The sequence below is a fragment of the Clostridium rhizosphaerae genome (assembly GCF_016765585.1).
Taxonomy (GTDB): domain Bacteria; phylum Bacillota; class Clostridia; order Clostridiales; family Clostridiaceae; genus Clostridium_AT; species Clostridium_AT rhizosphaerae.
In genome coordinates this window covers 14408-35399 of the sequence record NZ_JAESWC010000024.1, presented here as the reverse complement: position 1 = coordinate 35399, position 20992 = coordinate 14408, and the positions used below count along the sequence as shown (strand labels likewise).

Sequence of the window (20992 nt, the reverse complement as noted above, 5' to 3'; positions counted from 1 at the left end):
TAAGTCCCAACAAAAAATACGATTTTCACCCAGTTTGATGGATATAGTATCTAAAATAAAGATAGGTTTATACCCCAATTGAAGTAATTGGTTATAAACCTATTATACGAACAAAATGTTGCCGTTCCCCTTGGCTAAAGAGTGCTTTGTATCGGACAAGTACCATATTCAGATATATCTTTAAATTAAAAATCCATAAAACTATCGCCAAGGCACATCCCCGAGCCTAAGATAAGAGATATCTAAGGCTCGAGGGCGTCGGCAACAAGAAACGTTATAGGAAATTTAAGACCTATGTGAGTATAAATTTATGCATTCAGTAGCACTAATAAGAAGTAGAAATTGTAAGAAACTTACATACTAGTAATGTAAAGTATTTAAAAAATAGTGAATTTATAGTGGATAATATTTATATAATACGAAAGGGAAAGTTATATAATATGCTTAAATTAATACGGCGAAATGCCATATATGTAGATGGGTATAAAGAATACTGTCAAGAATTTTGGGATCATGACATCCATTATTTTCGACCTACAAATCCTGCGTTGATTGATGAAACCTGGTTTGAAAGAACTAAAAGCTGGTATGATAAAAAAGAATTGGGATTGATTTCTGGTCAACCTGTAAGTTTTCATTACTGGGCGGTCGATGGGGATAATTTTATTGGTGAATTCCAATTGCGGACAGAATTGCAAGAGGAAGTAATGACAGGAATAGGAAGTATAGGCTATTCTGTTCTTATAACCGAACAGGGGAAAGGTTACGGAACGGAAATATTAAGGCAAGGACTTGTCATAGCAAGAGACCACCCTCTTGAAAGAGTCTTACTGACGATCAACGATCAAAACATATTGTCAGCACATATATGTGAAAAACTTGGCGGTGTGTTAATGGATAGAATCCCTGCTTATAATAAAGATGAGGGCAATCATATCATGCGCAGGTATTGGATTTATCTATAGTTAAAAATGAGCATAATATGGAGCTCTACAAATTCCAATTTTTAGATTGAAGCAACATAATTTTAGATTTAATTAAGTGGAAACTCCTTATATTGTAAAATTCTCAGAGAAAATTTTGATAGGACAACATTACGCATGTAGAAAATAAAAGGTCTAAAACATCCTATAACAAAATGTTGCCGTTCGCCTTGGCATAAATATTTAAATGGGAGATAGTAAAAGTATTAAGCTATATTCTAAACAGAAAAAGATTGCCTAAAAAGCCAAGGCACATTTCCAAGCCTAAGATAAGAGCTATCTAAGGCTCGGAAACGTCGGCAATACGAAACGTTATCTGTAATTTTGTATAAAAGAGTACCGATTCAAAGTTTTTTAATCATGTAATTAAGACACAATTGTAATCTGTTGAGGCTTTAAAGAAGGGGGATGATCAAAATGCATTCTTATTATACAGAACTAGATATTGAGGAATGTAAAAAAAGCATCAATGAGATAGTTAAAGAAAATGGATTTCCTATTAGCGGTATAAGAGGTAAAGTGGATTTTGAGAAGGATAAGTTTAATTTACTAAGAACAGATTCAAATTACCGAAATTCATTTTCTAGAATTTTCTACGGAGAATTTATGAAGAAAGAAAATGGAACTATTATTCAAGGTAGTTTTAGTATGAGTGCTTTTGTAAAAGTATTTATTACAATTTGGTTCAGTGGGGTAATATCAATAGGTGGACTTATATTTTTAGTTTCTTTTTCAGATGTTTTTTTAGGGACATCATTTAGTGAGGGGAGCCCAGTATTAGGAATGATAATACCATTTATTTTGCTTATATTTGGAATACTAATAGTAAAATTAGGAATTCGATTAAGTAAAAATGCAGAGGAATATATTTTAGAACTTATAAAAAGAACATTGAACGCAAAGGAAATAGAAACAAAAATCTAATATATGAGTAGCAATATTCTTAAATTACGAAATAAATTATAAGTTAATTATAATAGGTTCTATTCAAAGTGCAGTGCCTTAAACTACATATAACAATAAATTTCCGTCCTGCTTGGCTTGAAAAAATAGCCAAGCAGGACGGAAATTCGAGACGTTATCTGAAACTAGCTAAATACAGATTAGAAAGGACGGGATTGTATGGAGAGTGAGGGAATACTTAATGAATTATCAAGGGATAGTAAGCATTCTTTATTCTATTCAATTTCTAAAAAACATTTCTCCAATCTAAACAGGTTAAAGAATAAATTGAAGGACTTTTATGCAAAACTAGAAATTATAGAAAAACAGGTTGAAGAACAGGAAACAGAAGAATTATGCAAACAAGAGTATAAGATGTTAAAAAGAATAGATGTTCTAGAAAAAAAGATAGAGTTCGAAGCAATATCATCCATTATATTTTCGGCTTTGTTTCTAGAAGCTTACATATATGATTATGGAGCTAGAAGACTAGGAGACAATTTCATCAAAGAACATATTGATAAACTTGATCCTATGAGTAAGATAGTAGTAATTACTCAATTGGTATTAGAGAAACCATTTCCAAAGGATCGCGATATTTATGGAAGATTAAAAAGCTTGATAAAAAGTAGAAATAGTTTAGTTCACAATAAATCGCATAAAATTGATTTATCTAAATTTAAGAACTATATAGAAAAAAGGGATGTTGAACTAATTGAGCTGATTAAGGAAGGACTGGATGCATATGAAACTATATATGATTTTCTACAATTTATGCTAGAAATAGATTCAAATGAAAGCTTTCAGATTAATCTATTAATATAAATCCTTGGACTTTTATATAGAATACTTAATAGAAATTTTTTAAGCTTCAGATAACAATAAATTTCCGTTCAGATTGGATTGAAAAGATAGCCAAGCTACACCTGCGACACTAAGCCAAGTCTGGCTAAGTGTCTCGGTGTCGGAAATTCGAAGCGTTATATGCCATTCCTAAGCAGCAAATTACAGAAATTATGGCCATGCATATAAAAATATATTTCAAATATTTTAATTGGATATAAAGGGGTTATATAGATGGGGAAGCTAAATAGTAATATTAAAACGATTTTCTTTGATGCTGGTGGAGTTCTATTTGATACTGAAATATCAAGAAACGAAAGGATTAGAAAACTCTTAACAGCAAAAGGCTTTGATGATATCCTTATCGAAAATGGCTTAAATAAAGGTGAGGAATTCTCTAAAGAGTATCTAAGAAATGGCAAATGGTTAACTACTTGGAGTGATGAAGAGACATATTGGGATCAATACTATGAAGCAATTCTAAAAGAAATAACACATGATTTTTCATACTCCTTAAAGAAACAATTACTTTATCATACACACTATGCAATCCACTGCAAACTATTCAGTGAAGTAAGAAATTTGTTAGATGACTTGAGTAGAACTTATAAACTTGGAGTTATTTCTAATGCACTACCAAGTATGGATTGGGTATTTGATACTTTGGACATTAGAAAATATTTTGATAGTATTGTTATTTCTGCATTTGCAGGAGTTAGCAAACCAGATGAAGAGATTTATAAAATTGCATTAAATTCCTTAAATGCAGATGCAGAAGAATGTGCATTTATTGATGACAAGATAAAAAATGTGGAAACTGCAGATAGATTAGATTTTCTAGGGATACATTTAGACAGAAAAGTTGCTAACTTGAACATTGTCCAGCAAATACTTAATGAGATTTCATTGCAAAGTCAGAAATGTATATAAGTGTTTTAGATATATTTAAATGAAGAAAGGTTTGAGTATGGTATGTTTTGGAGGTTTCACTCAACGGAACAGCATATAACAAAACACTCAAGTTCGCTTTGGCATGAAAAGATAGCCAAAGCACAATCCTTCACTAGCGCAAGCGCATCCAGGGGATATTCCTTTTGGGGTTAAGTTCAGGAACGTTTTGGGTACAAGACGTTAGATGACATAAAAATCAGAAACGGTGAAATAAAATTAAAAAGGTGAATTTAATGGAGAATTTAGACAAATTTAATAAAAGCATAAAATATATAAACTATGCTTAAAATAAGCTTGATCTTAATACATTGCACCGAAAGGATGATGAAATTGAACGAATATGAATTAGCCTTTGAGGTATCTAAAAAAGACTCTGATAAAGTTTATGAAAAGGTCGCTCATATAGATCTTAAAGAGTATCAACATAGCTATGAAGGGAGAGTATCCCGTTTAGGTGAACTTTACAGTAGAAGCGAACTTAATCCAAAGATACGACCACTAAAAGAGCAATTTATCTTCGAAAATATTACTAAGAGTATGGATGAGAATGAAGAATTATCCTCTCTTATTGATCCACTTGTTGATGAGATTGATAAATATCTTATTGAAACTAAAGACAGATAATTGCAAGTAGAGAGCAAGGGACAAGTATCTCATCACTGCTATTTTAGAATAATAAAACATTGGATGCAAAAGAACACTAATAGTTTAAGCAATTCTATTCAGAGAATTAGTAAAAAAAGAACTAAACCGCTGACACAGCAGTTTAGTCCTTTTGAATATAAGAAATTATTATTGCTCAGCTAATGTTTGAGCATCTGATATAAATTTATCTATTTCTTTTGAAGCTAAAAGTCTGTCTATGGTTTTATTTATAGCATCTAATAGAACTGGGCTTCCTTTTTTCAATGCTACTGCGGTACCTTCTACGTCAGACTGAAGTTTTACATCCATAACAGTAATGTCAGGATTTTTGCTGGCATATGCCTTAGCAACTTCAATACCACAAAGTACTGCATCAACTTTGTTAGTTTTTAAAGAAAGAACAAGGTCTGATACGCTTCCTAATTCCTTTAAATTAGGTTCTGCTATTTGCTTTTGAGCCATTTTAACTTGTATAGATCCCTTCTGAACACCTATTTTTTGCGCTTTAAGATCATTAAGAGTCTTAAACTTGTTTTTATCACCGGTTTTAATTATTATACCTTGATCACCTTTATTATAAATTTTTGAGAAATCTACGTTTTGCTTTCTCTCCTCTGTTGGAGCCATACCAGAAAGTACAAAATCTATGTTTCCTGATTGTAATGCAGGTAATAAACCATCAAATTTCATGTCTTTAATTTCTAATTCAACTCCAAGATCTTTTGCTATTTCTTGTGCAATTGAAATATCAGAACCTATTATAGTGTCCTTTCCATTTATTTCTTTATGAAACTCTGATGGAGGCCAGTCAGCACTAGTTCCAAGAACGATTTTACCTGCCTTTTTAATTTTGTCTACTTCTGTTAATTGAGTTTCAGGCTGGGCCTTAACTTTTATAGAAGTATCAACTTTTTTAGCGCATCCTGGAAGCATTATAATAAGTACTAATATTAAAACTGATAATAATTTTTTAAACTTTTTATTAAACATAATAAATCCTCCTTTAATAACTTTGTGCATAATTATGCATCTATACAAGCATTATTGTATTTTATTGAATTCCTCTAGAATTTTTTGAACCAGCTCTGGTGAAGTTAGTACGTCATAGCCTGTTAATGCCAAAGCACTTGCACCTTTATAGAGAGCTTCCTTGCCTTTTTCTGTCTGTGTGCATGCTGCAAATTCAACGGTATGACCTGCCAATTCCTTATTTCCCATACCTATCATAGGGTGGATTGATGGAACCACATAACTTACATTTCCCATATCTGATGAGCCCGATGGTGCATCAGCCTTTTCTATTTCTGTTTCACCAAGAAGTAAAATATTATTATTAAAGGCCTCAGATAATACTTTGTTTGTTCTTAGATCAGCGTTAGACAATTCAAAATTAGAGATTTTAAGTTCAGCTCCAGTTGAAAGAGAAGCAGACTTGGCACAATTCAAGACTTTTTCAGAAATTTCCTCCAATTCCTTCTTTGTAGCTGCTCTTACATAAAATTTTGCTACTGCATAATCAGGTATTACGTTTGGAGCCTTTCCGCCTTCGCTAATAATTCCGTGAATTCTAACATCTCTGCCGATATATTGTCTGAGTGTATTTACGTTATTGAAAGTACTTATAACAGCATCAAGTGAATTTATGCCTTTTTCAGGGCATCCGGCAGCATGAGCTGTTTTTCCAAAAAACTCGAATTGATAAGCATTTAGAGCCAGAGTATTTCCACTCTCTTTAGTAACAGCGGATGGGTGCGCAATCATAGCTACAGTAACACCCTCAAAGGCACCTTTCTCAGACAAAGTGACTTTTCCGCCGCTGGTTTCTTCTGCAGGCGTACCGAATACTGCAATGCTTCCACCTACTTCATCTATTACTGATTTGAGACCTAAAGCTCCGCCTATTCCCATAGCTGCTATTAAATTATGGCCACATCCATGACCTATGCCAGGCAAAGCATCATATTCACAAAGAAAAGCAATCTTTGGTCCCACCTTTTTACTATCATAAGTAGCTTTAAATGCTGTTGGCATATTGCATATCGAATGTTCTACATCAAAACCCTTTGCTTTAAGGAAAGCTGTTAGATATGCCTCTGCCTTAAACTCTTTATGACCTAGTTCTGGGTTTTCATAAAGATATTTACTTATTCCTACTAGTTCTTCCATAACATTTGTAATTTCTGCTTTGATTCTATTCTTCATTTCTTTCCTCCTGAATTTCTACTATAGCATAATTATGCATTATATTTTATAATTATGCAAGACCTGTTTTATAATTTTAAAAAAATTTTGATAGCATTGTAATTGGTTTTAGGCATGAAATTTGGAACGAATGGGAAGGAATGTTAAAAAGGAAAGATTCACGTATAAAGATAGTGAAGGATTTAAAACATCATATAACAAAAAATTTCTGTTCAGCTCGGTTTGAAAAAACAGCCAAGCTATACCTGCGAAGCTAAGAAAAGAGTTTTCTAAGCTTCTCGGCGTCTTGAACACGAGACGTTAGATGAAATTTTAGAGAAAAAGAGCGATAATTCAATAGTTTTGTTGAATTTTTAATAATCAGAAATGGCTATTTACACTAAGTGGTAATAGTGGTAAGTTGTAGATAAAGAAAAGCTATTGTCCTTAGGAGCAGAAGATATGTGTACTACATGATATATATTGTTATTCAATATGTACGAGATGAAAACAGTTTTTAATTTGCCATATAAAGTAAATGAATATGTCTAAGGAGATGCGATTATGTTTAATGAATTTAAAAAATATACAACCAAACCTAAATTATATGATCCAAGCACAAATAAATTTTGGGATGATGAACATATCTCTAAAGGTATGTTAGCAGCTCATCTAAATCCCAATTGGGCTGCGGCCCTGGATTATATGCAGAGCGATTTAATAGTGCTGGATATTCTGTTACAGGAGTGGATTTTTCTAAACGCTCCATTTTGTATGCAAAGGAACAAACATTACTTAATAAAAGCAATATCGAGTACCATTACCAAAACAACTTGACAATTGATTATATAGAACAGTTCGATGTAATAACATTGATATATTGTGATTATGCAGCGTTATCAATTACGGATAGGCTTATTTTATTGAGAAAAGTATATCAAGCATTAAAGCCTAACGGTAAATTTATTTTTGATGTATTTACGCCTCCTATGAGGAAAGGTGAAAATCGTTCATGGAAATACTATGAAAAGGGTGGGTTTTTTAGTGAAAAGCCACATGTCTGCTTAGACTCTGTTTATCAATATGATGATGAAGATAGTACAGAATTAAGGCAGTCTATTGTGCTAACCGAAGAAACTGTAAATTGCTATAATATATGGGATCATTTTTTTACAAAGGATGCACTATTATCAGAAATTCAAATCGCAGGTTTCAATACATTTGAATTTTATGGGGATATTGCGGGGAAGGAATTTTCAGATTCAGGCGAAACTATTTGTGGTGTTTTTACAAAGTAGAAGCTTCGAATAGTATAAGCAAAATCTGTACTTGGATTATGACGCAATCTTCGAATAATCCGACTGGCAGACCAATTGGAACTTGATGGAGGAATATTTATGGGAATTGGAATTATTGTATGTGGTTTAAATGGTAGTGGAAAAAGTACGTTAGGTAAAGCACTTTCAGAGAAACTTAGATTTCATTTTATTGATAATGAAAATCTATTTTTCCCCAAAATAGATTCGAATTATATTTTCGCTTCCCCAAGATCACGCGAAGAAGCTGCAAAACTTCTTATGACCGAGGTCAGAGTACATGAAAACTTTGTTTATGCCGCCGTGAAAGGGGATTGTGGAAAAGAAATTCTGCCGTTCTATCAATATGCAGTACTGATAGATGTTACGAAAGACATTCGATTAAATCGAGTGAGAAAACGTTCTTTTCAGAAATTTGGTAATAGAATGTTACCCGGTGGAGATTTGCACGAACGTGAAGAAGCGTTTTTTGATATGGTAGGTTCCAGAACAGAGTATTACGTTGAAGAATGGGTACAATCTTTAAGTTGCCAAATTATCCGAATAGATGGTACCAAGCCTATTGACGAAAATACAAGACTTATCATAGAACAGATGCAGAGATAAATTCCCATTTATCGGGATTTTATGAGCATAATCCTTAGTTCGTATTCTTTAAATAATCTGAACCGGAAGTGGTTTTTGGATAGTACAAATTTCAAGTATAGTGTGATGACCTTCAGCTAACAATATCTTCCCGTTCGTTCCGGGCTCTCCTTAGTGTCCATTAAAAGGTTTTGTAGATACAGCATTGTCTTCCTTTATTTAGTAAAAGAATTTATTTTTTTTAGGCATCCTCTTCTTATAGGACATTCAGAACAGTTGGGATTGGTCGGTCTACACCAATTACGGCCAATATTCCAAAAGGGTGAAGTTAAAACACCTGGATATTCAGGGTTTAAAATTCTACCTATATTTACTAACTCATTTAAATCATCTTTATTAACAAGTCCAGAACGTAAAAAAACCCTTTTAACATGAACATCAAAGGCTATGTCTACATTATTTTTATCTTCAACCTCTATCATGAAATCTCTTATTAATAACATTGCGCCTAATGTAGCTTTTTTTTGACTAATGCCTTTGAATTCATATAATCTAGCTATTATTTCATTGGCAGTAGAGGGATATTTCCAAATATTATTTGCTGAGCCGCTATACTTTTCGATAAGGGTTTTACATGCTGATAAAATATATTTCGATATTGTACCTGGATATCTGTGTAATGCAGGTTTTGTCTTAAAAAACACTTCAAATTCTTCCTCGCTATAATCAGCAATTTTAAATATATCAAAATGACCTAATCTTTCTTTTAAATTATACGGTAAGCTCCAAGCAACTTCTGTTTTAACGGATTGTTCCGCTATTAAGGCAAATAAAAAGGCGTTAGGATTTTCTAGTATGAATTTCTTTGCGTGTTCTTCCAAAAATGTTCCCTTTGTTATGCTATGTTCATTACTAAGGATATTATAATATGATAAAATATCTTCTCTAATTAATTCAAAGGAATTCTTTTTTTTATCAATATGGTTGTTTAACGACAGGTTGTTTTCAGGCATATTGAATTCCTCCTTTTAAATACTTCATTAATAATGTTGTAAAGTATATCCTTATTATATTTAAATATTCACTTTAGAATAATCTAAGATTTTATTTAATCGCAACTTCTTTGAATCTAAGACGATTTTTATTGTAAACAATATAAAAAAATCTTGGGGATAGTCCTATGCATATAGATAGTAAATGACCTAAAACATCAACTAACAAAATTTTGCCGTCCGCCTTGGTAGGTTGATTTTTTAATATAGATATGTGTAAATTTATGGTTTATAATCTATATATAGGTTAAAAAGGTGAGACTCTAAGGCACATGCCTTCACCGGCGCAAGTGCAGCCAAGGGGGATTCTTCTGAGGTCTGGTTCAGGAACGTCGGCAACACGAAACGTTATATGATATTTTAAATCTAATAAAGTTTATATTTACGCCTAAAGTTTTTTACTACGTTTATATGATATAGAATTATAATTATAAAATAACGTGTATTATTGGAGGGGGAAATGAAAAAAATCCTAAAAGAAAATTTAATAATTAGAAATTCGTTTAAACTGCCATTTTCAGGTAGTGAGATATGGGGTGAAGAATTAGATGGATTGAACATATACACAGATGTTGTAATAGATAAATTCTTGAGAGATATGGTAACTATCAGAAAGCCATCCTCTCCAGGCCTAATTGCAATCCATCTAAATGAAACGTTAGTGGAAGAAAACCTAGTTAATATTATTGTTACTGAACTAAAAAAAGCAGAAAACTCAGTACAAAAGGTGGTCTTTGTTGGACTTAATCGTACTTCTCAAAAACTAATGAAATCTTCAATGGAAATATTAGGTATCTCTTTTGTGTATGCTTTCATTAACGATTATGAGAAAGCAAAAGAGTGGTTGGTAGATAAAAAGAGATAACTTTTTAGGAATCACATGGTTTAAAATGATTAATTCTTCAGGTAGGATAGATTCGCTTTTTTCAAATTTTACAGATTAGAAGGAAAGGAATATTGGTAGAAGAAATATTACCGCTCGGCTTGGCTTGAAAAGACAGCCAAGCCATACCTGCGAAGCTAAGAAAAAAGCTTTCTAGGCTTCTCGGCATCGAAAATTAGAAGCGTTATACGCAACTATGCTGATATAAAGCAATTAGTAGGAGTTTTTTAGATTTAAATTTATCGATGCAGAATTGTAGGCTAATGTGAAGCGAATAAAATTCATATTAAGACAAGAAATGGAGTTAATTAATACATGAGTTTTAAATTTAAAAAAGTGAGAGACTTTAATCGGGGAATACTCTTTGAATTATTGAAAGATGCGTATTCATTTGATTGCAGATATGAACAAAGATGGTATTCTAATTGGCGAGATTGTGATAACTTTTTCTTTGACAATTTGCATATTGCTGATAAATGTGGGTTTATCACAACCCTAAACGATGAAGCCATCGGATTTGTTGTATGGGATCCGAGAAACATTCCTGAGTATGCGGAAATTGGCCATAACTGCATTGCGTCAAAATACAAAAGCAATGGTTATGGTAAAATACAGCTTCAAGAAGCGGTCAATAGAATCATCCAAAATGATGTAAAAAAAATCGTTGTAACCACGAATGATGACCTAATCTCTGCTCAAAGAATGTATGAGAGTATTGGATTCAAAATATACAAGAAAAGGAAGGAGCAGAATATTGCTGATTTTGTTGGTGAACATATAGATTATGTATATTTTTTGTAGTAAGTCTATGCATTTACAGATGATCACCTTGACAATGGGGCAGGTTGCGGCTTGCCTAACTATAAACATTCCCACTGAGGCTATTATTTAATGATTGTTTTGGCATGAACTTAATAAGCATAATTTTCGATAAACTAAGTACACAATCCTCTTATTATGTGAAGTAAATTTGAATTTTTGAATAGATTCAGCGCAAAGTGTAGAGGCTAAAGCAGCGTATAACAAAAAATTTCCGTACACCTTGGCTTGAAAAGACAGCCAAGCCACACCTGCGAAGCTAAGAAAAGAGCTTTCTAAGCTTCTCGGCGTCGGAAATTCGAAACGTTAGATGCAATTTTAGATTAACAGAGTGGCAGTCTAAAAGTTTTATGTTACTTTTTTAGAGACGCAATTGTAGAAAGAAGCTAAGTAGAAAATTTATACTAGGAGCGCAAAACATGATGAACAATTTGTTTTTAATCAGACCTTCAAAGGTTTTAGAAAGGGAAATTTGGGAATATAGGCAGGAATACTTTGACTTTGGAGAAACGCAGGTCAATGGAAGTTGTGGCCTGGCTTATCATGATAATTTTGATGAATGGCTTAACCTTGTCCTTTCCATTGAAAAAGATAAACTAAGAAATAACGTTCACACAAGTACATTTTTTTCTATACGTAAAGAAGACAATAAAATTATAGGTAGTGTAAAGCTTCACCATCTTTTAACACCTGATTTAGAAAATGGTGCGCATATAGCTTATGGAATACGTCCATCGGAAAGAAAAAAAGGCTACGGCAAACAACAGCTTTTGCTAGTTTTAGATGTTGCACGAGACATGAAAATCCCGAAAGTAATGATTGCATGTGGTAAAGATAATATCGCTTCAGCTAAAACAGCATTAAGCTGTAGCGGTATTTTAACAAGCGAAAAAATATATGAAGGTGCAGTACACCAACACTATTGGATTGACCTCCGTAAATAAGCATAATCTACCATTGATATACACGCATTATTCTTATAATGCCAATTAAATTTATAGTTAAAAGAGTAGATTCAGCTTAAAGTGTAGCAGCTAAAACTGCATCTAGCAATGCACTCAAGTCCGCTTTGCCTAGCCTAGGGTCAAGTTTACGGAGAAGCCAAAGCACATTCCTTCATCAAGCCAAGTCTGGCTAAGGTTCAGGCACGTCTTGAATTAGAAACGTTATATGTAATTTTAGAGAAACATATTGGCAGTTTCAAGTTTTAAAATGGGTTTTCTGCAGCATAATTTGAAAATAGAGCGCAATAGCTCTTATAACTGAAAACGCGAGCAATGCTCTTTGAAAACTGAATAATACGGTATTAGAAATCATGTATAAAACTATTCTTTCATTTGTATACTAAATGATATACAAATGAAAGAATAGGGTGTGTTATTTTGAAAAATGATAAATTGTTATTAACTTCATTCATAGGTATCGTATCAACAATACCAGCTGAAATAATTTCTCATTTATTCGTATATTTTGGATTTGGGAAATACAGTATTTATCAATTAGCAAGCTTACTAATTACGTTTAACAGACCTAATTTTATCATTGGGTTAATTGTGGATTTTATAATTGGTGGCGTTATTGCTAATTTAATTTGCTATTCACTTGAAAAATTAGGTTCAGAATACTTAATTATAAAAGCAATTATGGCTAGTTTTCTTTCTTGGCTTGTTTGTGAACTTGCATTTACATTTTCAATAGAAGGCAGGTATTTTGATTTAAGACCTATTGGCGATTACTATAATAATATTCTTTGTGCTGGTATTTTTGGAATCACACTAGGCTTATTATTTAAAAAGTTTTTATTTAGGAAATCTATATCTTAAAAAGAGAAATAGCTTTTTACTGTAATATATTCTCACAATCAAATATTAATATTGACTATAGTTTTACTCTACAAATCAACAATAAAATATATAAATTCTTTAAATACCGTATTATTCAGAAAATGGATTTTACGGTATTTTTACGTCGTAATACAAAACTAATGTGAAATAAATTTAAAGATATCATGAGTAGCTTCAGCTTAAAGTGCAGTGGCAAAAACTACATATAACAAAATGTTCAAGCAAAGCGGACTTGAACAAGAAACGTTATACGCAACTTTATTGATAGAAATCAATTAGTAGGAACTTTTTAGATTTTAGTTTATTGATGTAAAATTGTAAGTTATGATGAATTAAAAAAAGGGGGCAGGAAAATTGGGAGACTATGCAAAGTGGATAAGAGGCAAGGTAGGTCATGATACTATAATTTTAAATTTCTCAGTTGCATGTATTATAAATGAAAATGGAGAAATATTACTACAAAAAAGAAGTGATAAAGATGATATTTGGGGACTTCCGGGAGGAGCAGTTGAAATTGGCGAATCCATTGAGGATGCTGTAATTAGAGAGGTTAAGGAAGAGACTGGATTAAATGTTGAAGTGGAGCATTTTATTGGAGTATATTCTAAATATTTTCATACCTATCCAAATGGAGATAGGTCACAATCCATATGCCATTTATTTAAGTGTAGTATGTTAAATGGAGAGTTAATGGTTGATAATAAAGAAACATTTGATTTGAAGTTTTTTGATAAAAATAATATTCCTAAATTATTTATTGAGCAGCATACAGATATGCTAAATGATTTTTTTCAAGGTAAAAGAGGCGCATTTAGATAATGTTTTATGTAAATATTAATTCAAAAATAACAACTATAAGGGAGAAAAAATGATTTACGAATTAAGAATTTATTACATTAAACCTGGAAAGATGGAGGATATTCATAATAGATTTTCTAATCTTACAATAGATTTATTTAAGAAACACGGAATGAATACATTGGATTTTTGGGAAGATGCAGAAGGCAAGAATATCATTTATTACATTCTTGAGCACAAAGATATGGAAGCAAGAGAGCAGAATTTTTATAATTTTAAAAAGGATCCAAAGTGGATTGAGGGAAAAAGAATATCTGAACTAAATGGACCCATAGTAGAGAAGGTTGAAAGTGTTTTTATGAAAAGAGTACCATACTCTCCATTCAATAAGATAGTATAAATTCAGCTTGGCTTGAAAAGATAGCCAAGCTACACCTGCGAAACTAAGCCAAGTATGGCTAAGTGTCTCATCATTGGAAGTTCGAGACGTTAGATGTAATTACGGCTAATATTATAATTTAATAATTTCTTAAAATAATATATTTAATGGAGGGATAGAATTGACTATAGTAGCAGGTTGTGTGGTTCAAGATAATAATAGGATTCTCATGGTACAAGAATGTCAAGGTGTAGAAAAAGGGTTGTGGAACTTTCCAATGGGTAAGTTAGAGAATAATGAAAAAATACTTAATGCCGCAATCAGAGAAGTTGAAGAAGAAACAGGCTATAAAATATCAATATCTGGCTTATTAGGAATATATAATTTTATAAGTATTAATAATGATCATGTTATATTTTTTTGCTACGTTGGACAAGTAACTAATGGAATTTTAAAATATGATAATAATGAGATTATAAATGTAAAGTGGTTATCACCTGATGAAATTGCTGGAATAAGTGATAATAAATTAAGAACGCACACATTAATCAGAAGGATAATTAGTGACTTAAAAAGTAAAACTATTCTACCACTTGATATTATTAATGACATGATTTAATCTATGATATTCTTTTAATGCGAATTAAAATTAAAGTTAGAAGAGTAGATTCAGCTTAAAGTGCGTTCAAGCTCGCTTTGCCTGTAAGTGGTCAAGCTTTCGAAGAAGCTAAAGCACATGGTCTAGCTAACCAAGCCGGAACTTAGAAAAACTAACATAAGAGCTATGTAAGCTTTTCTAAGTTCCTGTAACGCTGAGGAACGTCTTGAGTGCGAGAGGTTATACGTAATTTTTATAACAAAATGATAGAAATAAAGTTTTAGGGTTTTCTTTTATTAATTTTAACTGGAGAGTGAATATGAGAGAGTTTTTTCTGAAAACAAAGAGATTAGGATTTTCCGTATGGAGTGAAGGGGATATCCTTGATGCTTTAGAACTTTGGGGTAACTCAGAAGTAACAAGGTATATTTCTTATGAAGGTAAAATGTCAAAAGAACAAATATATCAAAGACTTAAAAAGGAAATAGACACATTTAATAATCACAATATTCAATATTGGCCTATTTATTACATAGATAGCAATGAGAATATAGGGTGCTGCGGTTTACGACCACATGATTCAGAAAACAATATTCTGGAATTAGGAATACATTTGAAAGATAAGTATTGGGGAGAAGGATTTGCGAAGGAAGCATGTTTGGCGGTTATTGAACATGCATTTGTAACTCTTAAAGCAAACGGGATTTTTGCAGGACACAATCCTAAAAATTTAGCATCTGCAAATTTGCTTAAGAAACTTGGGTTTATTTATACCCATGATGAGTATTATGAACCTACAGGACTATATCATCCTTCATATTTGATGACTAGGGAGGATTATAATTCTAAACAAACGCAATTAGAATAATATCAATTCTTTTATTAAAAAGTTTCATGTAATATTTAAATAAATATAGATATAAATACTAGATTTAAGCCAAAGTCTTGTGGCAAAAACTACGTATAGCAAGAAACGTTATCTGTAATTTTTGAAAAACGAGTGGTATTTCATAGGCTTTTAAAATTATTTATTGAGGAACAACAGTAAAATTTTATAAAGTATAAATTAAATAAATGGAGGAATATAAGTGAAACATTTAGATGACATTGAAAATGTTAAAAAAAGAATTGAATCAATTGATTTAAACTCAATCCTGTTTCCTAGTGAAATCAATGAATGGTCTGAACTCACAAAGGAAATAGTAGATAAAAAATTACAAAGAATTTGTTCATTACCATTATGTGACGAGGACTTTACTGTTGTATATACATTATATTCCAGATTAAAATGGTTTGACGCTTTGAAAGCATGTACACCAAATAAAAATGCTACTGTGCTTGAGGTGGGTTCTGGCTCATCTACTGTTATACCGAATGCCATGACGGCTTATGATGTAAATTCAAAATATATCACTGCTAATATGAATAAAAAACTTACAGAAGGACTGGAAAAAAATATTTCGAAATTACCAATAAAATTTGACATTATTGAAGACGATGCTAATAACATAAAGAATTATCTTGCTTCCAATAGTATTGATTTAGTAGTTTTTGAACATAGTGTAAATGATGTTCTTCAAGCTATTCTTTGTGAACAAAATGGAATTGACACAACACATAATGATTGGTTTGAATTATTACCCAAAATGATAGAATTAATTAGTAAAGAATATGTGGAACAAACACTTGAAAAGAAACTTAAGCTTGCATTTTTGTCTTTAGTTAATAATTGTTTGTGTGTTTTAAAGCCAGATGGTTATATTGCAATATCACATTATATGTTCCAATATGATTTGAATTTAGGTTATAATCCAGAACTTTGGCAAGATATGTTGCCAATAATTAGACCTTGGCTTAATGAACTTTCAAATGTGAAAGAAGTATTTATTGATGGATTTGATCCACATTGGTGGTTGTTTTATCAAAAGCTATAAAGGTTATAAGAAGTTAAGTTACTTCATATTCTTCTGAAATTACGAGGTATAAAAGACTTTTTAGAATAGTAGCTTTTAAAGTATAGTTGCAAAAACTACAGATAATAAAAATTCCCGTCCAGCTTGGCTTGAGAAGATAGCCAAGCTATACCTGCGACACTAAGCCAAGTCTGGCTAAGTGTCTCGGTGTCGGAAATTAGAAACGTTAGATGTAATCGTAGAGAATCAGAGCGATAGATTAATAGTTTTTTGATTAATTTTATTATGTACAATGTTAAGCAAATGCAAAAGGGGGGAATAAGAGTGTGCTATATAATACTTGGATTTTTACTTATTATTGCTATAATAATTGCATTTATATTGCTAATTCCAAGAATACTTTATGGAAAACTAATGTTTAACAAAGGAAAGAAACGTGATTGTATTATAATCTTAGGTTATCGTGTGCCAGATAACGGAAAGCCGTCTCCCATTTTGCTTGAACGAATTAATAAGGGAATTGAGTTATATAGACTTAATATTTCTCCGAAAATAATATGTTCAGGTGGTTCGGTACGAAATGAATATATAGAAGCAGAGATAATGTATAAGGAATTGGTGAAAAACGGCATACCAGAAGAAAATATAATTTGTGAAAAGGACTCAAAAGGTACATGGGACAACCTTAAAAATTCTAAAAATATAATGAAAAACTATGGTTATAAATCGGCTGTAATCGTATCAAATTCCCAACATTTGCGAAGAGCAAGTATTTATGCTACGAGAATGGAAATAGAGCACACAGTAGAAAAAGCCAAAATTCCTAAAAAATTTATTTTATTATCTTGGCTCGGATATATTTATATTTATTATGGTATAATTAAATATTTGCTTAATAAACGCAAATACATAGAATAACGCCATATTATAAACATAATCTACAGTAACTTAATACACAATCTTCTTCTGGGCTGCACTACTAAGTTTTTGAAATTAGTTTAGCCATGAACAAGGGACGGTTAACAACTATTGTCACTGCAGTAAAGTAACTAATTGTTGTTAACCGTCCCTAACTATATAACTAGACCGATTCATCCATGGAAGCTTTGTTAGATTTATTATCTAAAACTAAGTTATAGGCGAGACCTGCAAATACTAATAAGCCGCCAACTATTTTGCCAGGAGAAAGCATATTTAAAGTAAGATAATCAATAATCATACCAACAAACAACTGGGCTATAAAGATAAGAAGCGTTAAATAAAATGCAGATATTTTAGGAGTAATATAGCTTGAAAGCACAACCACTAAAACACCAACTACCCCTCCTAAATAAGCCCACCAAGGCACGGAGCTTAAATTTATATGATATATGCTTGTTCTTTCACTGCTGAAAAGCATAAATATAATAGAGAATATTAGTCCAACAATATAATTAAAGACGGTTCCTTGCAATATGCCAATTATACCTGCCAGACTGGCATTTATTGTCCTAGAAATTACTATACAAACACCTGCTAATATTGCTAAAAATATCATCACTTGTCCCCCCCTAAAATACTGCCATTATAACAATACCTAAAATTATAAAGACTAATCCAATAAGTTTTTTCTTTTGATATTTCATAACCTTCATTCCCAGCAGTCCAAAGTGGTCTATAATAACAGAAGCAACAGATTGACCAAGAAGTCCTAAAGCAAGGGTTAAGGAAACACCAAGAGAGCTGAAGGTTAAATTGTTAAAGAGAACTGTAAAAACTCCGATAGCTCCAGCACTATATAAATAAAATGGAATATTTTTGTTAATGATAAATTTCTGTCTGCTTGCCAGAAGAACTAATATAATTGCTATAAGACCAATAATATGAATAATCATAGTCGAGGTATAGTTTCCTAAAGCATTTGACAATGTACCATTAATCATAATCATTACAGCAATTAAAGTCCCGATAAAGGCTGAGATTAAATTGTTCATGCATCTTCCCCCTAATGTAAAGTTATATAGCTAATTTAGCACGGAATAGTTGAGACGTGGTATGACATATGTCATAATGTATTATAAACAATATAATTAGTTATCAGGAGAAAGATGAAATATGCTTAAAATTCACAATAAGAAAGCTATGGAAGAATATGTTTTAAAATATAAAATTAATGATATTTTTACAGAAGATATGAGGCCGTTTATGGAGCTTTTGCTTTTTAAAAAGGGTGAATATATTTGCAGGGACAATGAAAAGTTAAATTACCTATTCTTTTTTGTTGATGGAAAAGCAAAAGTATATTCAACCTTAAGCAATGGGAAATCTCTTTTACTTTGTTTTTATCAAGGATTTAAGGTATTAGGAGATTTAGAAATGATTAATTCAGAGCCTGTTTCTACAAACGTCCAGGTAATAGAGGATACTTACTGTATTGGTATTTCCACAGAAAAAGTAAAAACCTGTTTGCTTGATGATGCAAAATTTTTAAGATACATATGTAATTCTCTTGGTGAAAAACTTAATAGATGTTCAAAAAACAGCTCTATTAATTTACTCTATCCACTGGAAAATAGACTTGCTAGTTATATACTTGCTACGGGAGAAAACCTTGATGAAAGTCTTACTGAAATATCAGAGCTCTTAGGAACAAGCTATAGACATTTACTGAGAACTCTGAATAATATGTGTCAAAAAGGTTTAATAAAAAAGAGTAATTCTGGTTTTCAAATTATAGATAAGAATGTTTTAATCAAGTTGGCATCGGATTTATACATAAATTAAATTAAATTTATAATTATAGATAAACAACTTCAACCAATTTATTGATGGTAATGGAAGGACAGCAAGACTTTTGATGAAATTGATTCTAATGAGAAACGGATACCCAACTGCTGTTGTCATAACTGAAGAAAGAGATAGGTACATGCAGGCTTTAGAGCAAGCTAGTACTGAGGGTAAACTGGTTGATTTTATTAATATTATTGAAGAAGCAGTAGATATAAGCTTAGATATGTATTTGTATATGGTTAAGTAAAGTATTAATAGATGTGAAGAGTATTTTGTAATTGATTAACTAATAAAAATATAAACGGCAACTCTAAAATATTATACGAATTCCTTGAAAACTTTAAGTTAAGCTATGGAAGGAGTAAAGTATTCAGGATATGAGTTTTGATATATTGTTTCACAGGTGTAAAAAATGCGGAATAGATGTTATTCATAAATCGGAGGGTAAAAAATGATTTATAAGGGATTTAAGTTTGGAATGTTATTACAGCTTGCAGTTGGTCCAATGTGCTTAATGGTATTTAACACTTCAACTACATATGGTTTTTTGATGGGTCTATCGCTTGTTTTAGCAATTTCTCTTGTTGATGGGCTATACATAATACTATCTGGTCTTGGTGTCGCCATGATTATTAATAAAGAAAAGATTAAGTCCACCATTAAAATATTAGGGTGTATTGTATTAGTACTGTTTGGGGTAAATACAGCAACGGGAGCATTTGGTTTTACGTTATTACCTGATTTAAAATTATTCTCAAATGCGACTAATCACAATGTTTTCCTCCAAGGTGTACTTCTTACTGCATCAAACCCGCTGACAATTATCTTTTGGGGGAGTGTATTCTCATCTCAAGTTGCTGAAAATGATTTTAGCAAAAAACAACTTGTTTTTTTTGGAATTGGATGCATCCTGTCTACAATATCTTTTTTGACAATTGTAGCGTTTTTGGGGAGCATTTTAAGTGGGTTCTTACCACAAATAATTATTCAAATTCTTAACTTTTCAGTAGGTATCATTCTTATTTACTTTGGAATAAAATTATTGTTAAAAAAGTAAGCAGTGAATAATGCTTATATAGGGTTAGCTAATAATGGAAATGTCATAAATGAAAAATGGTAAGATATTGTGAGTTATATAAATGGAATTTATGGAGGAAAAGTACAATGGGAAAAGTAAAACTAACTGTAACAGAAAGTAAATGTAGAGGTGGTTATTTCAAAAAAGGTGATGAATACATAGTAGAAGATTTATGTCCTCCATTATGCCATGAGCTTTGGAATTGCATATATCCTTTTGTTTATGCTTTGCAAAATGGTGCAGATTTAGACTATGGAAATAGTCGTTCAAAACAATTTGATGCGAAATGTCCAGATAATGGGAGAGTATGTATCCATGGTGAATATATAGAAAAGTAAATTCAAATTTAAAGTAGTTTAAATTACTTTAAGAATACAATAGTATATAATAATAAGTCACTTACTTTTAAGTAG

Annotated in this window: 26 protein-coding genes; 21 read left to right on the top strand and 5 right to left on the bottom strand. The window is 31.6% G+C overall.

The window, feature by feature from the left end; all coding sequences use genetic code 11:
* Positions 1–440 precede the first annotated feature (440 nt).
* The 5 genes from JK636_RS22940 (at position 441) to JK636_RS22920 (ending at position 4343) form a co-directional block, all read left to right on the top strand.
* Positions 441–965 carry a GNAT family N-acetyltransferase gene (locus tag JK636_RS22940; RefSeq protein ID WP_202751346.1) on the top strand — a complete coding sequence of 175 codons (525 nt, stop codon included), beginning with the start codon at positions 441–443 and terminating at the stop codon, positions 963–965.
* Positions 966–1400: 435 nt separating this feature from the next.
* Positions 1401–1907 carry a hypothetical protein gene (locus tag JK636_RS22935; protein WP_202751345.1) on the top strand — a complete coding sequence of 169 codons (507 nt, stop codon included), beginning with the start codon at positions 1401–1403 and terminating at the stop codon, positions 1905–1907.
* A gap of 198 nt (positions 1908–2105) precedes the next feature.
* Positions 2106–2750 carry a hypothetical protein gene (locus JK636_RS22930; protein WP_202751344.1) on the top strand — a complete coding sequence of 215 codons (645 nt, stop codon included), beginning with the start codon at positions 2106–2108 and terminating at the stop codon, positions 2748–2750.
* Between the two features lie 252 nt (positions 2751–3002).
* Positions 3003–3698 carry an HAD family hydrolase gene (locus JK636_RS22925; RefSeq protein ID WP_202751343.1) on the top strand — a complete coding sequence of 232 codons (696 nt, stop codon included), beginning with the start codon at positions 3003–3005 and terminating at the stop codon, positions 3696–3698.
* A gap of 351 nt (positions 3699–4049) precedes the next feature.
* Positions 4050–4343, top strand: coding sequence for a hypothetical protein (locus JK636_RS22920; protein ID WP_202751342.1), 294 nt, complete (start codon positions 4050–4052; stop codon positions 4341–4343).
* Between the two features lie 168 nt (positions 4344–4511).
* On the opposite strand, the gene JK636_RS22915 is transcribed toward JK636_RS22920, so the two are convergent.
* Both JK636_RS22915 and JK636_RS22910 read right to left on the bottom strand, forming a co-directional pair.
* The gene (locus tag JK636_RS22915; RefSeq protein ID WP_202751341.1) at positions 4512–5354 is read right to left on the bottom strand and encodes a transporter substrate-binding domain-containing protein; all 843 of its coding nucleotides are present in this window, start codon (positions 5352–5354) and stop codon (positions 4512–4514) included.
* 51 nt (positions 5355–5405) lie between these two features.
* Positions 5406–6566 (bottom strand): M20 family metallopeptidase, encoded by a 1161-nt coding sequence (locus JK636_RS22910; RefSeq protein ID WP_202751340.1) that lies wholly within the window; start codon positions 6564–6566, stop codon positions 5406–5408.
* Positions 6567–7228: 662 nt separating this feature from the next.
* Here JK636_RS22910 and JK636_RS22905 point away from each other — a divergent pair.
* Positions 7229–7843, top strand: coding sequence for a class I SAM-dependent methyltransferase (locus tag JK636_RS22905; protein WP_243428297.1), 615 nt, complete (start codon positions 7229–7231; stop codon positions 7841–7843).
* Positions 7844–7942: 99 nt separating this feature from the next.
* Positions 7943–8467, top strand: coding sequence for an AAA family ATPase (locus JK636_RS22900; RefSeq protein WP_202751339.1), 525 nt, complete (start codon positions 7943–7945; stop codon positions 8465–8467).
* Between the two features lie 194 nt (positions 8468–8661).
* Here JK636_RS22900 and JK636_RS22895 read toward each other — a convergent pair whose 3' ends face one another.
* Complete coding sequence (locus JK636_RS22895) at positions 8662–9459, bottom strand: endonuclease III (protein WP_202751338.1); 798 nt, start codon at positions 9457–9459, stop codon at positions 8662–8664.
* A gap of 499 nt (positions 9460–9958) precedes the next feature.
* Here JK636_RS22895 and JK636_RS22890 point away from each other — a divergent pair, with 499 nt between their 5' ends.
* The 10 genes from JK636_RS22890 (at position 9959) to JK636_RS22845 (ending at position 17650) form a co-directional block, all read left to right on the top strand.
* On the top strand, positions 9959–10363 hold the full coding sequence (locus JK636_RS22890; protein ID WP_202751337.1) for a hypothetical protein: 405 nt from the start codon (positions 9959–9961) through the stop codon (positions 10361–10363).
* A 333-nt stretch (positions 10364–10696) separates the two neighbouring features.
* Complete coding sequence (locus tag JK636_RS22885; RefSeq protein WP_202751336.1) at positions 10697–11182, top strand: GNAT family N-acetyltransferase; 486 nt, start codon at positions 10697–10699, stop codon at positions 11180–11182.
* A 437-nt stretch (positions 11183–11619) separates the two neighbouring features.
* Positions 11620–12144 carry a GNAT family N-acetyltransferase gene (locus tag JK636_RS22880; protein WP_202751335.1) on the top strand — a complete coding sequence of 175 codons (525 nt, stop codon included), beginning with the start codon at positions 11620–11622 and terminating at the stop codon, positions 12142–12144.
* A 438-nt stretch (positions 12145–12582) separates the two neighbouring features.
* The gene (locus tag JK636_RS22875; RefSeq protein WP_202751334.1) at positions 12583–13023 is read left to right on the top strand and encodes a hypothetical protein; all 441 of its coding nucleotides are present in this window, start codon (positions 12583–12585) and stop codon (positions 13021–13023) included.
* Positions 13024–13398: 375 nt separating this feature from the next.
* Positions 13399–13863 (top strand): NUDIX hydrolase, encoded by a 465-nt coding sequence (locus JK636_RS22870; RefSeq protein ID WP_202751333.1) that lies wholly within the window; start codon positions 13399–13401, stop codon positions 13861–13863.
* 49 nt (positions 13864–13912) lie between these two features.
* On the top strand, positions 13913–14242 hold the full coding sequence (locus tag JK636_RS22865) for an NIPSNAP family protein (protein ID WP_202751332.1): 330 nt from the start codon (positions 13913–13915) through the stop codon (positions 14240–14242).
* Between the two features lie 160 nt (positions 14243–14402).
* Entirely contained in the window at positions 14403–14840 is a 438-nt protein-coding gene (locus JK636_RS22860; protein WP_202751331.1) for an NUDIX domain-containing protein, read from the top strand.
* A 298-nt stretch (positions 14841–15138) separates the two neighbouring features.
* Positions 15139–15687 (top strand): GNAT family N-acetyltransferase, encoded by a 549-nt coding sequence (locus tag JK636_RS22855; protein WP_202751330.1) that lies wholly within the window; start codon positions 15139–15141, stop codon positions 15685–15687.
* Positions 15688–15907: 220 nt separating this feature from the next.
* Positions 15908–16753: a hypothetical protein gene (locus tag JK636_RS22850; RefSeq protein WP_202751329.1), complete on the top strand. Its 846-nt coding sequence runs from the start codon at positions 15908–15910 to the stop codon at positions 16751–16753.
* A gap of 303 nt (positions 16754–17056) precedes the next feature.
* Positions 17057–17650, top strand: a complete 594-nt coding sequence (locus tag JK636_RS22845) for an ElyC/SanA/YdcF family protein (protein ID WP_202751328.1) — start codon at positions 17057–17059, stop codon at positions 17648–17650.
* A 163-nt stretch (positions 17651–17813) separates the two neighbouring features.
* On the opposite strand, the gene JK636_RS22840 is transcribed toward JK636_RS22845, so the two are convergent.
* Complete coding sequence (locus JK636_RS22840; protein ID WP_202751327.1) at positions 17814–18269, bottom strand: DMT family transporter; 456 nt, start codon at positions 18267–18269, stop codon at positions 17814–17816.
* A gap of 13 nt (positions 18270–18282) precedes the next feature.
* On the bottom strand, positions 18283–18705 hold the full coding sequence (locus tag JK636_RS22835) for a DMT family transporter (RefSeq protein ID WP_202751326.1): 423 nt from the start codon (positions 18703–18705) through the stop codon (positions 18283–18285).
* Between the two features lie 121 nt (positions 18706–18826).
* Here JK636_RS22835 and yeiL point away from each other — a divergent pair, with 121 nt between their 5' ends.
* From yeiL to JK636_RS22815, 4 genes are all read left to right on the top strand, one after another.
* Positions 18827–19495, top strand: coding sequence for a transcriptional regulator YeiL (yeiL, locus tag JK636_RS22830; protein ID WP_202751325.1), 669 nt, complete (start codon positions 18827–18829; stop codon positions 19493–19495).
* A 73-nt stretch (positions 19496–19568) separates the two neighbouring features.
* Positions 19569–19748, top strand: a complete 180-nt coding sequence (locus JK636_RS22825) for a hypothetical protein (RefSeq protein ID WP_202751324.1) — start codon at positions 19569–19571, stop codon at positions 19746–19748.
* Positions 19749–19952: 204 nt separating this feature from the next.
* Positions 19953–20558, top strand: coding sequence for a LysE family translocator (locus JK636_RS22820; RefSeq protein ID WP_202751323.1), 606 nt, complete (start codon positions 19953–19955; stop codon positions 20556–20558).
* 107 nt (positions 20559–20665) lie between these two features.
* Positions 20666–20917 carry a TIGR04076 family protein gene (locus tag JK636_RS22815; protein ID WP_202751322.1) on the top strand — a complete coding sequence of 84 codons (252 nt, stop codon included), beginning with the start codon at positions 20666–20668 and terminating at the stop codon, positions 20915–20917.
* Positions 20918–20992: the final 75 nt, after the last annotated feature.

What these genes read in the sequence shown, in the direction of transcription:
- JK636_RS22940 (WP_202751346.1), top strand. Translation starts at nt 441, where the DNA reads ATGCTTAAATTAATACGGCGAAATGCCATATATGTAGATGGGTATAAA.
- JK636_RS22935 (WP_202751345.1), top strand. Translation starts at nt 1,401, where the DNA reads ATGCATTCTTATTATACAGAACTAGATATTGAGGAATGTAAAAAAAGC.
- JK636_RS22930 (WP_202751344.1), top strand. Translation starts at nt 2,106, where the DNA reads ATGGAGAGTGAGGGAATACTTAATGAATTATCAAGGGATAGTAAGCAT.
- JK636_RS22925 (WP_202751343.1), top strand. Translation starts at nt 3,003, where the DNA reads ATGGGGAAGCTAAATAGTAATATTAAAACGATTTTCTTTGATGCTGGT.
- JK636_RS22915 (WP_202751341.1), bottom strand. Translation starts at nt 5,354, where the DNA reads ATGTTTAATAAAAAGTTTAAAAAATTATTATCAGTTTTAATATTAGTA.
- JK636_RS22910 (WP_202751340.1), bottom strand. Translation starts at nt 6,566, where the DNA reads ATGAAGAATAGAATCAAAGCAGAAATTACAAATGTTATGGAAGAACTA.
- JK636_RS22900 (WP_202751339.1), top strand. Translation starts at nt 7,943, where the DNA reads ATGGGAATTGGAATTATTGTATGTGGTTTAAATGGTAGTGGAAAAAGT.
- JK636_RS22895 (WP_202751338.1), bottom strand. Translation starts at nt 9,459, where the DNA reads ATGCCTGAAAACAACCTGTCGTTAAACAACCATATTGATAAAAAAAAG.
- JK636_RS22890 (WP_202751337.1), top strand. Translation starts at nt 9,959, where the DNA reads ATGAAAAAAATCCTAAAAGAAAATTTAATAATTAGAAATTCGTTTAAA.
- JK636_RS22885 (WP_202751336.1), top strand. Translation starts at nt 10,697, where the DNA reads ATGAGTTTTAAATTTAAAAAAGTGAGAGACTTTAATCGGGGAATACTC.
- JK636_RS22880 (WP_202751335.1), top strand. Translation starts at nt 11,620, where the DNA reads ATGATGAACAATTTGTTTTTAATCAGACCTTCAAAGGTTTTAGAAAGG.
- JK636_RS22865 (WP_202751332.1), top strand. Translation starts at nt 13,913, where the DNA reads ATGATTTACGAATTAAGAATTTATTACATTAAACCTGGAAAGATGGAG.
- JK636_RS22855 (WP_202751330.1), top strand. Translation starts at nt 15,139, where the DNA reads ATGAGAGAGTTTTTTCTGAAAACAAAGAGATTAGGATTTTCCGTATGG.
- JK636_RS22840 (WP_202751327.1), bottom strand. Translation starts at nt 18,269, where the DNA reads ATGATATTTTTAGCAATATTAGCAGGTGTTTGTATAGTAATTTCTAGG.
- JK636_RS22835 (WP_202751326.1), bottom strand. Translation starts at nt 18,705, where the DNA reads ATGAACAATTTAATCTCAGCCTTTATCGGGACTTTAATTGCTGTAATG.
- yeiL (WP_202751325.1), top strand. Translation starts at nt 18,827, where the DNA reads ATGCTTAAAATTCACAATAAGAAAGCTATGGAAGAATATGTTTTAAAA.
- JK636_RS22825 (WP_202751324.1), top strand. Translation starts at nt 19,569, where the DNA reads ATGAAATTGATTCTAATGAGAAACGGATACCCAACTGCTGTTGTCATA.
- JK636_RS22820 (WP_202751323.1), top strand. Translation starts at nt 19,953, where the DNA reads ATGATTTATAAGGGATTTAAGTTTGGAATGTTATTACAGCTTGCAGTT.
- JK636_RS22815 (WP_202751322.1), top strand. Translation starts at nt 20,666, where the DNA reads ATGGGAAAAGTAAAACTAACTGTAACAGAAAGTAAATGTAGAGGTGGT.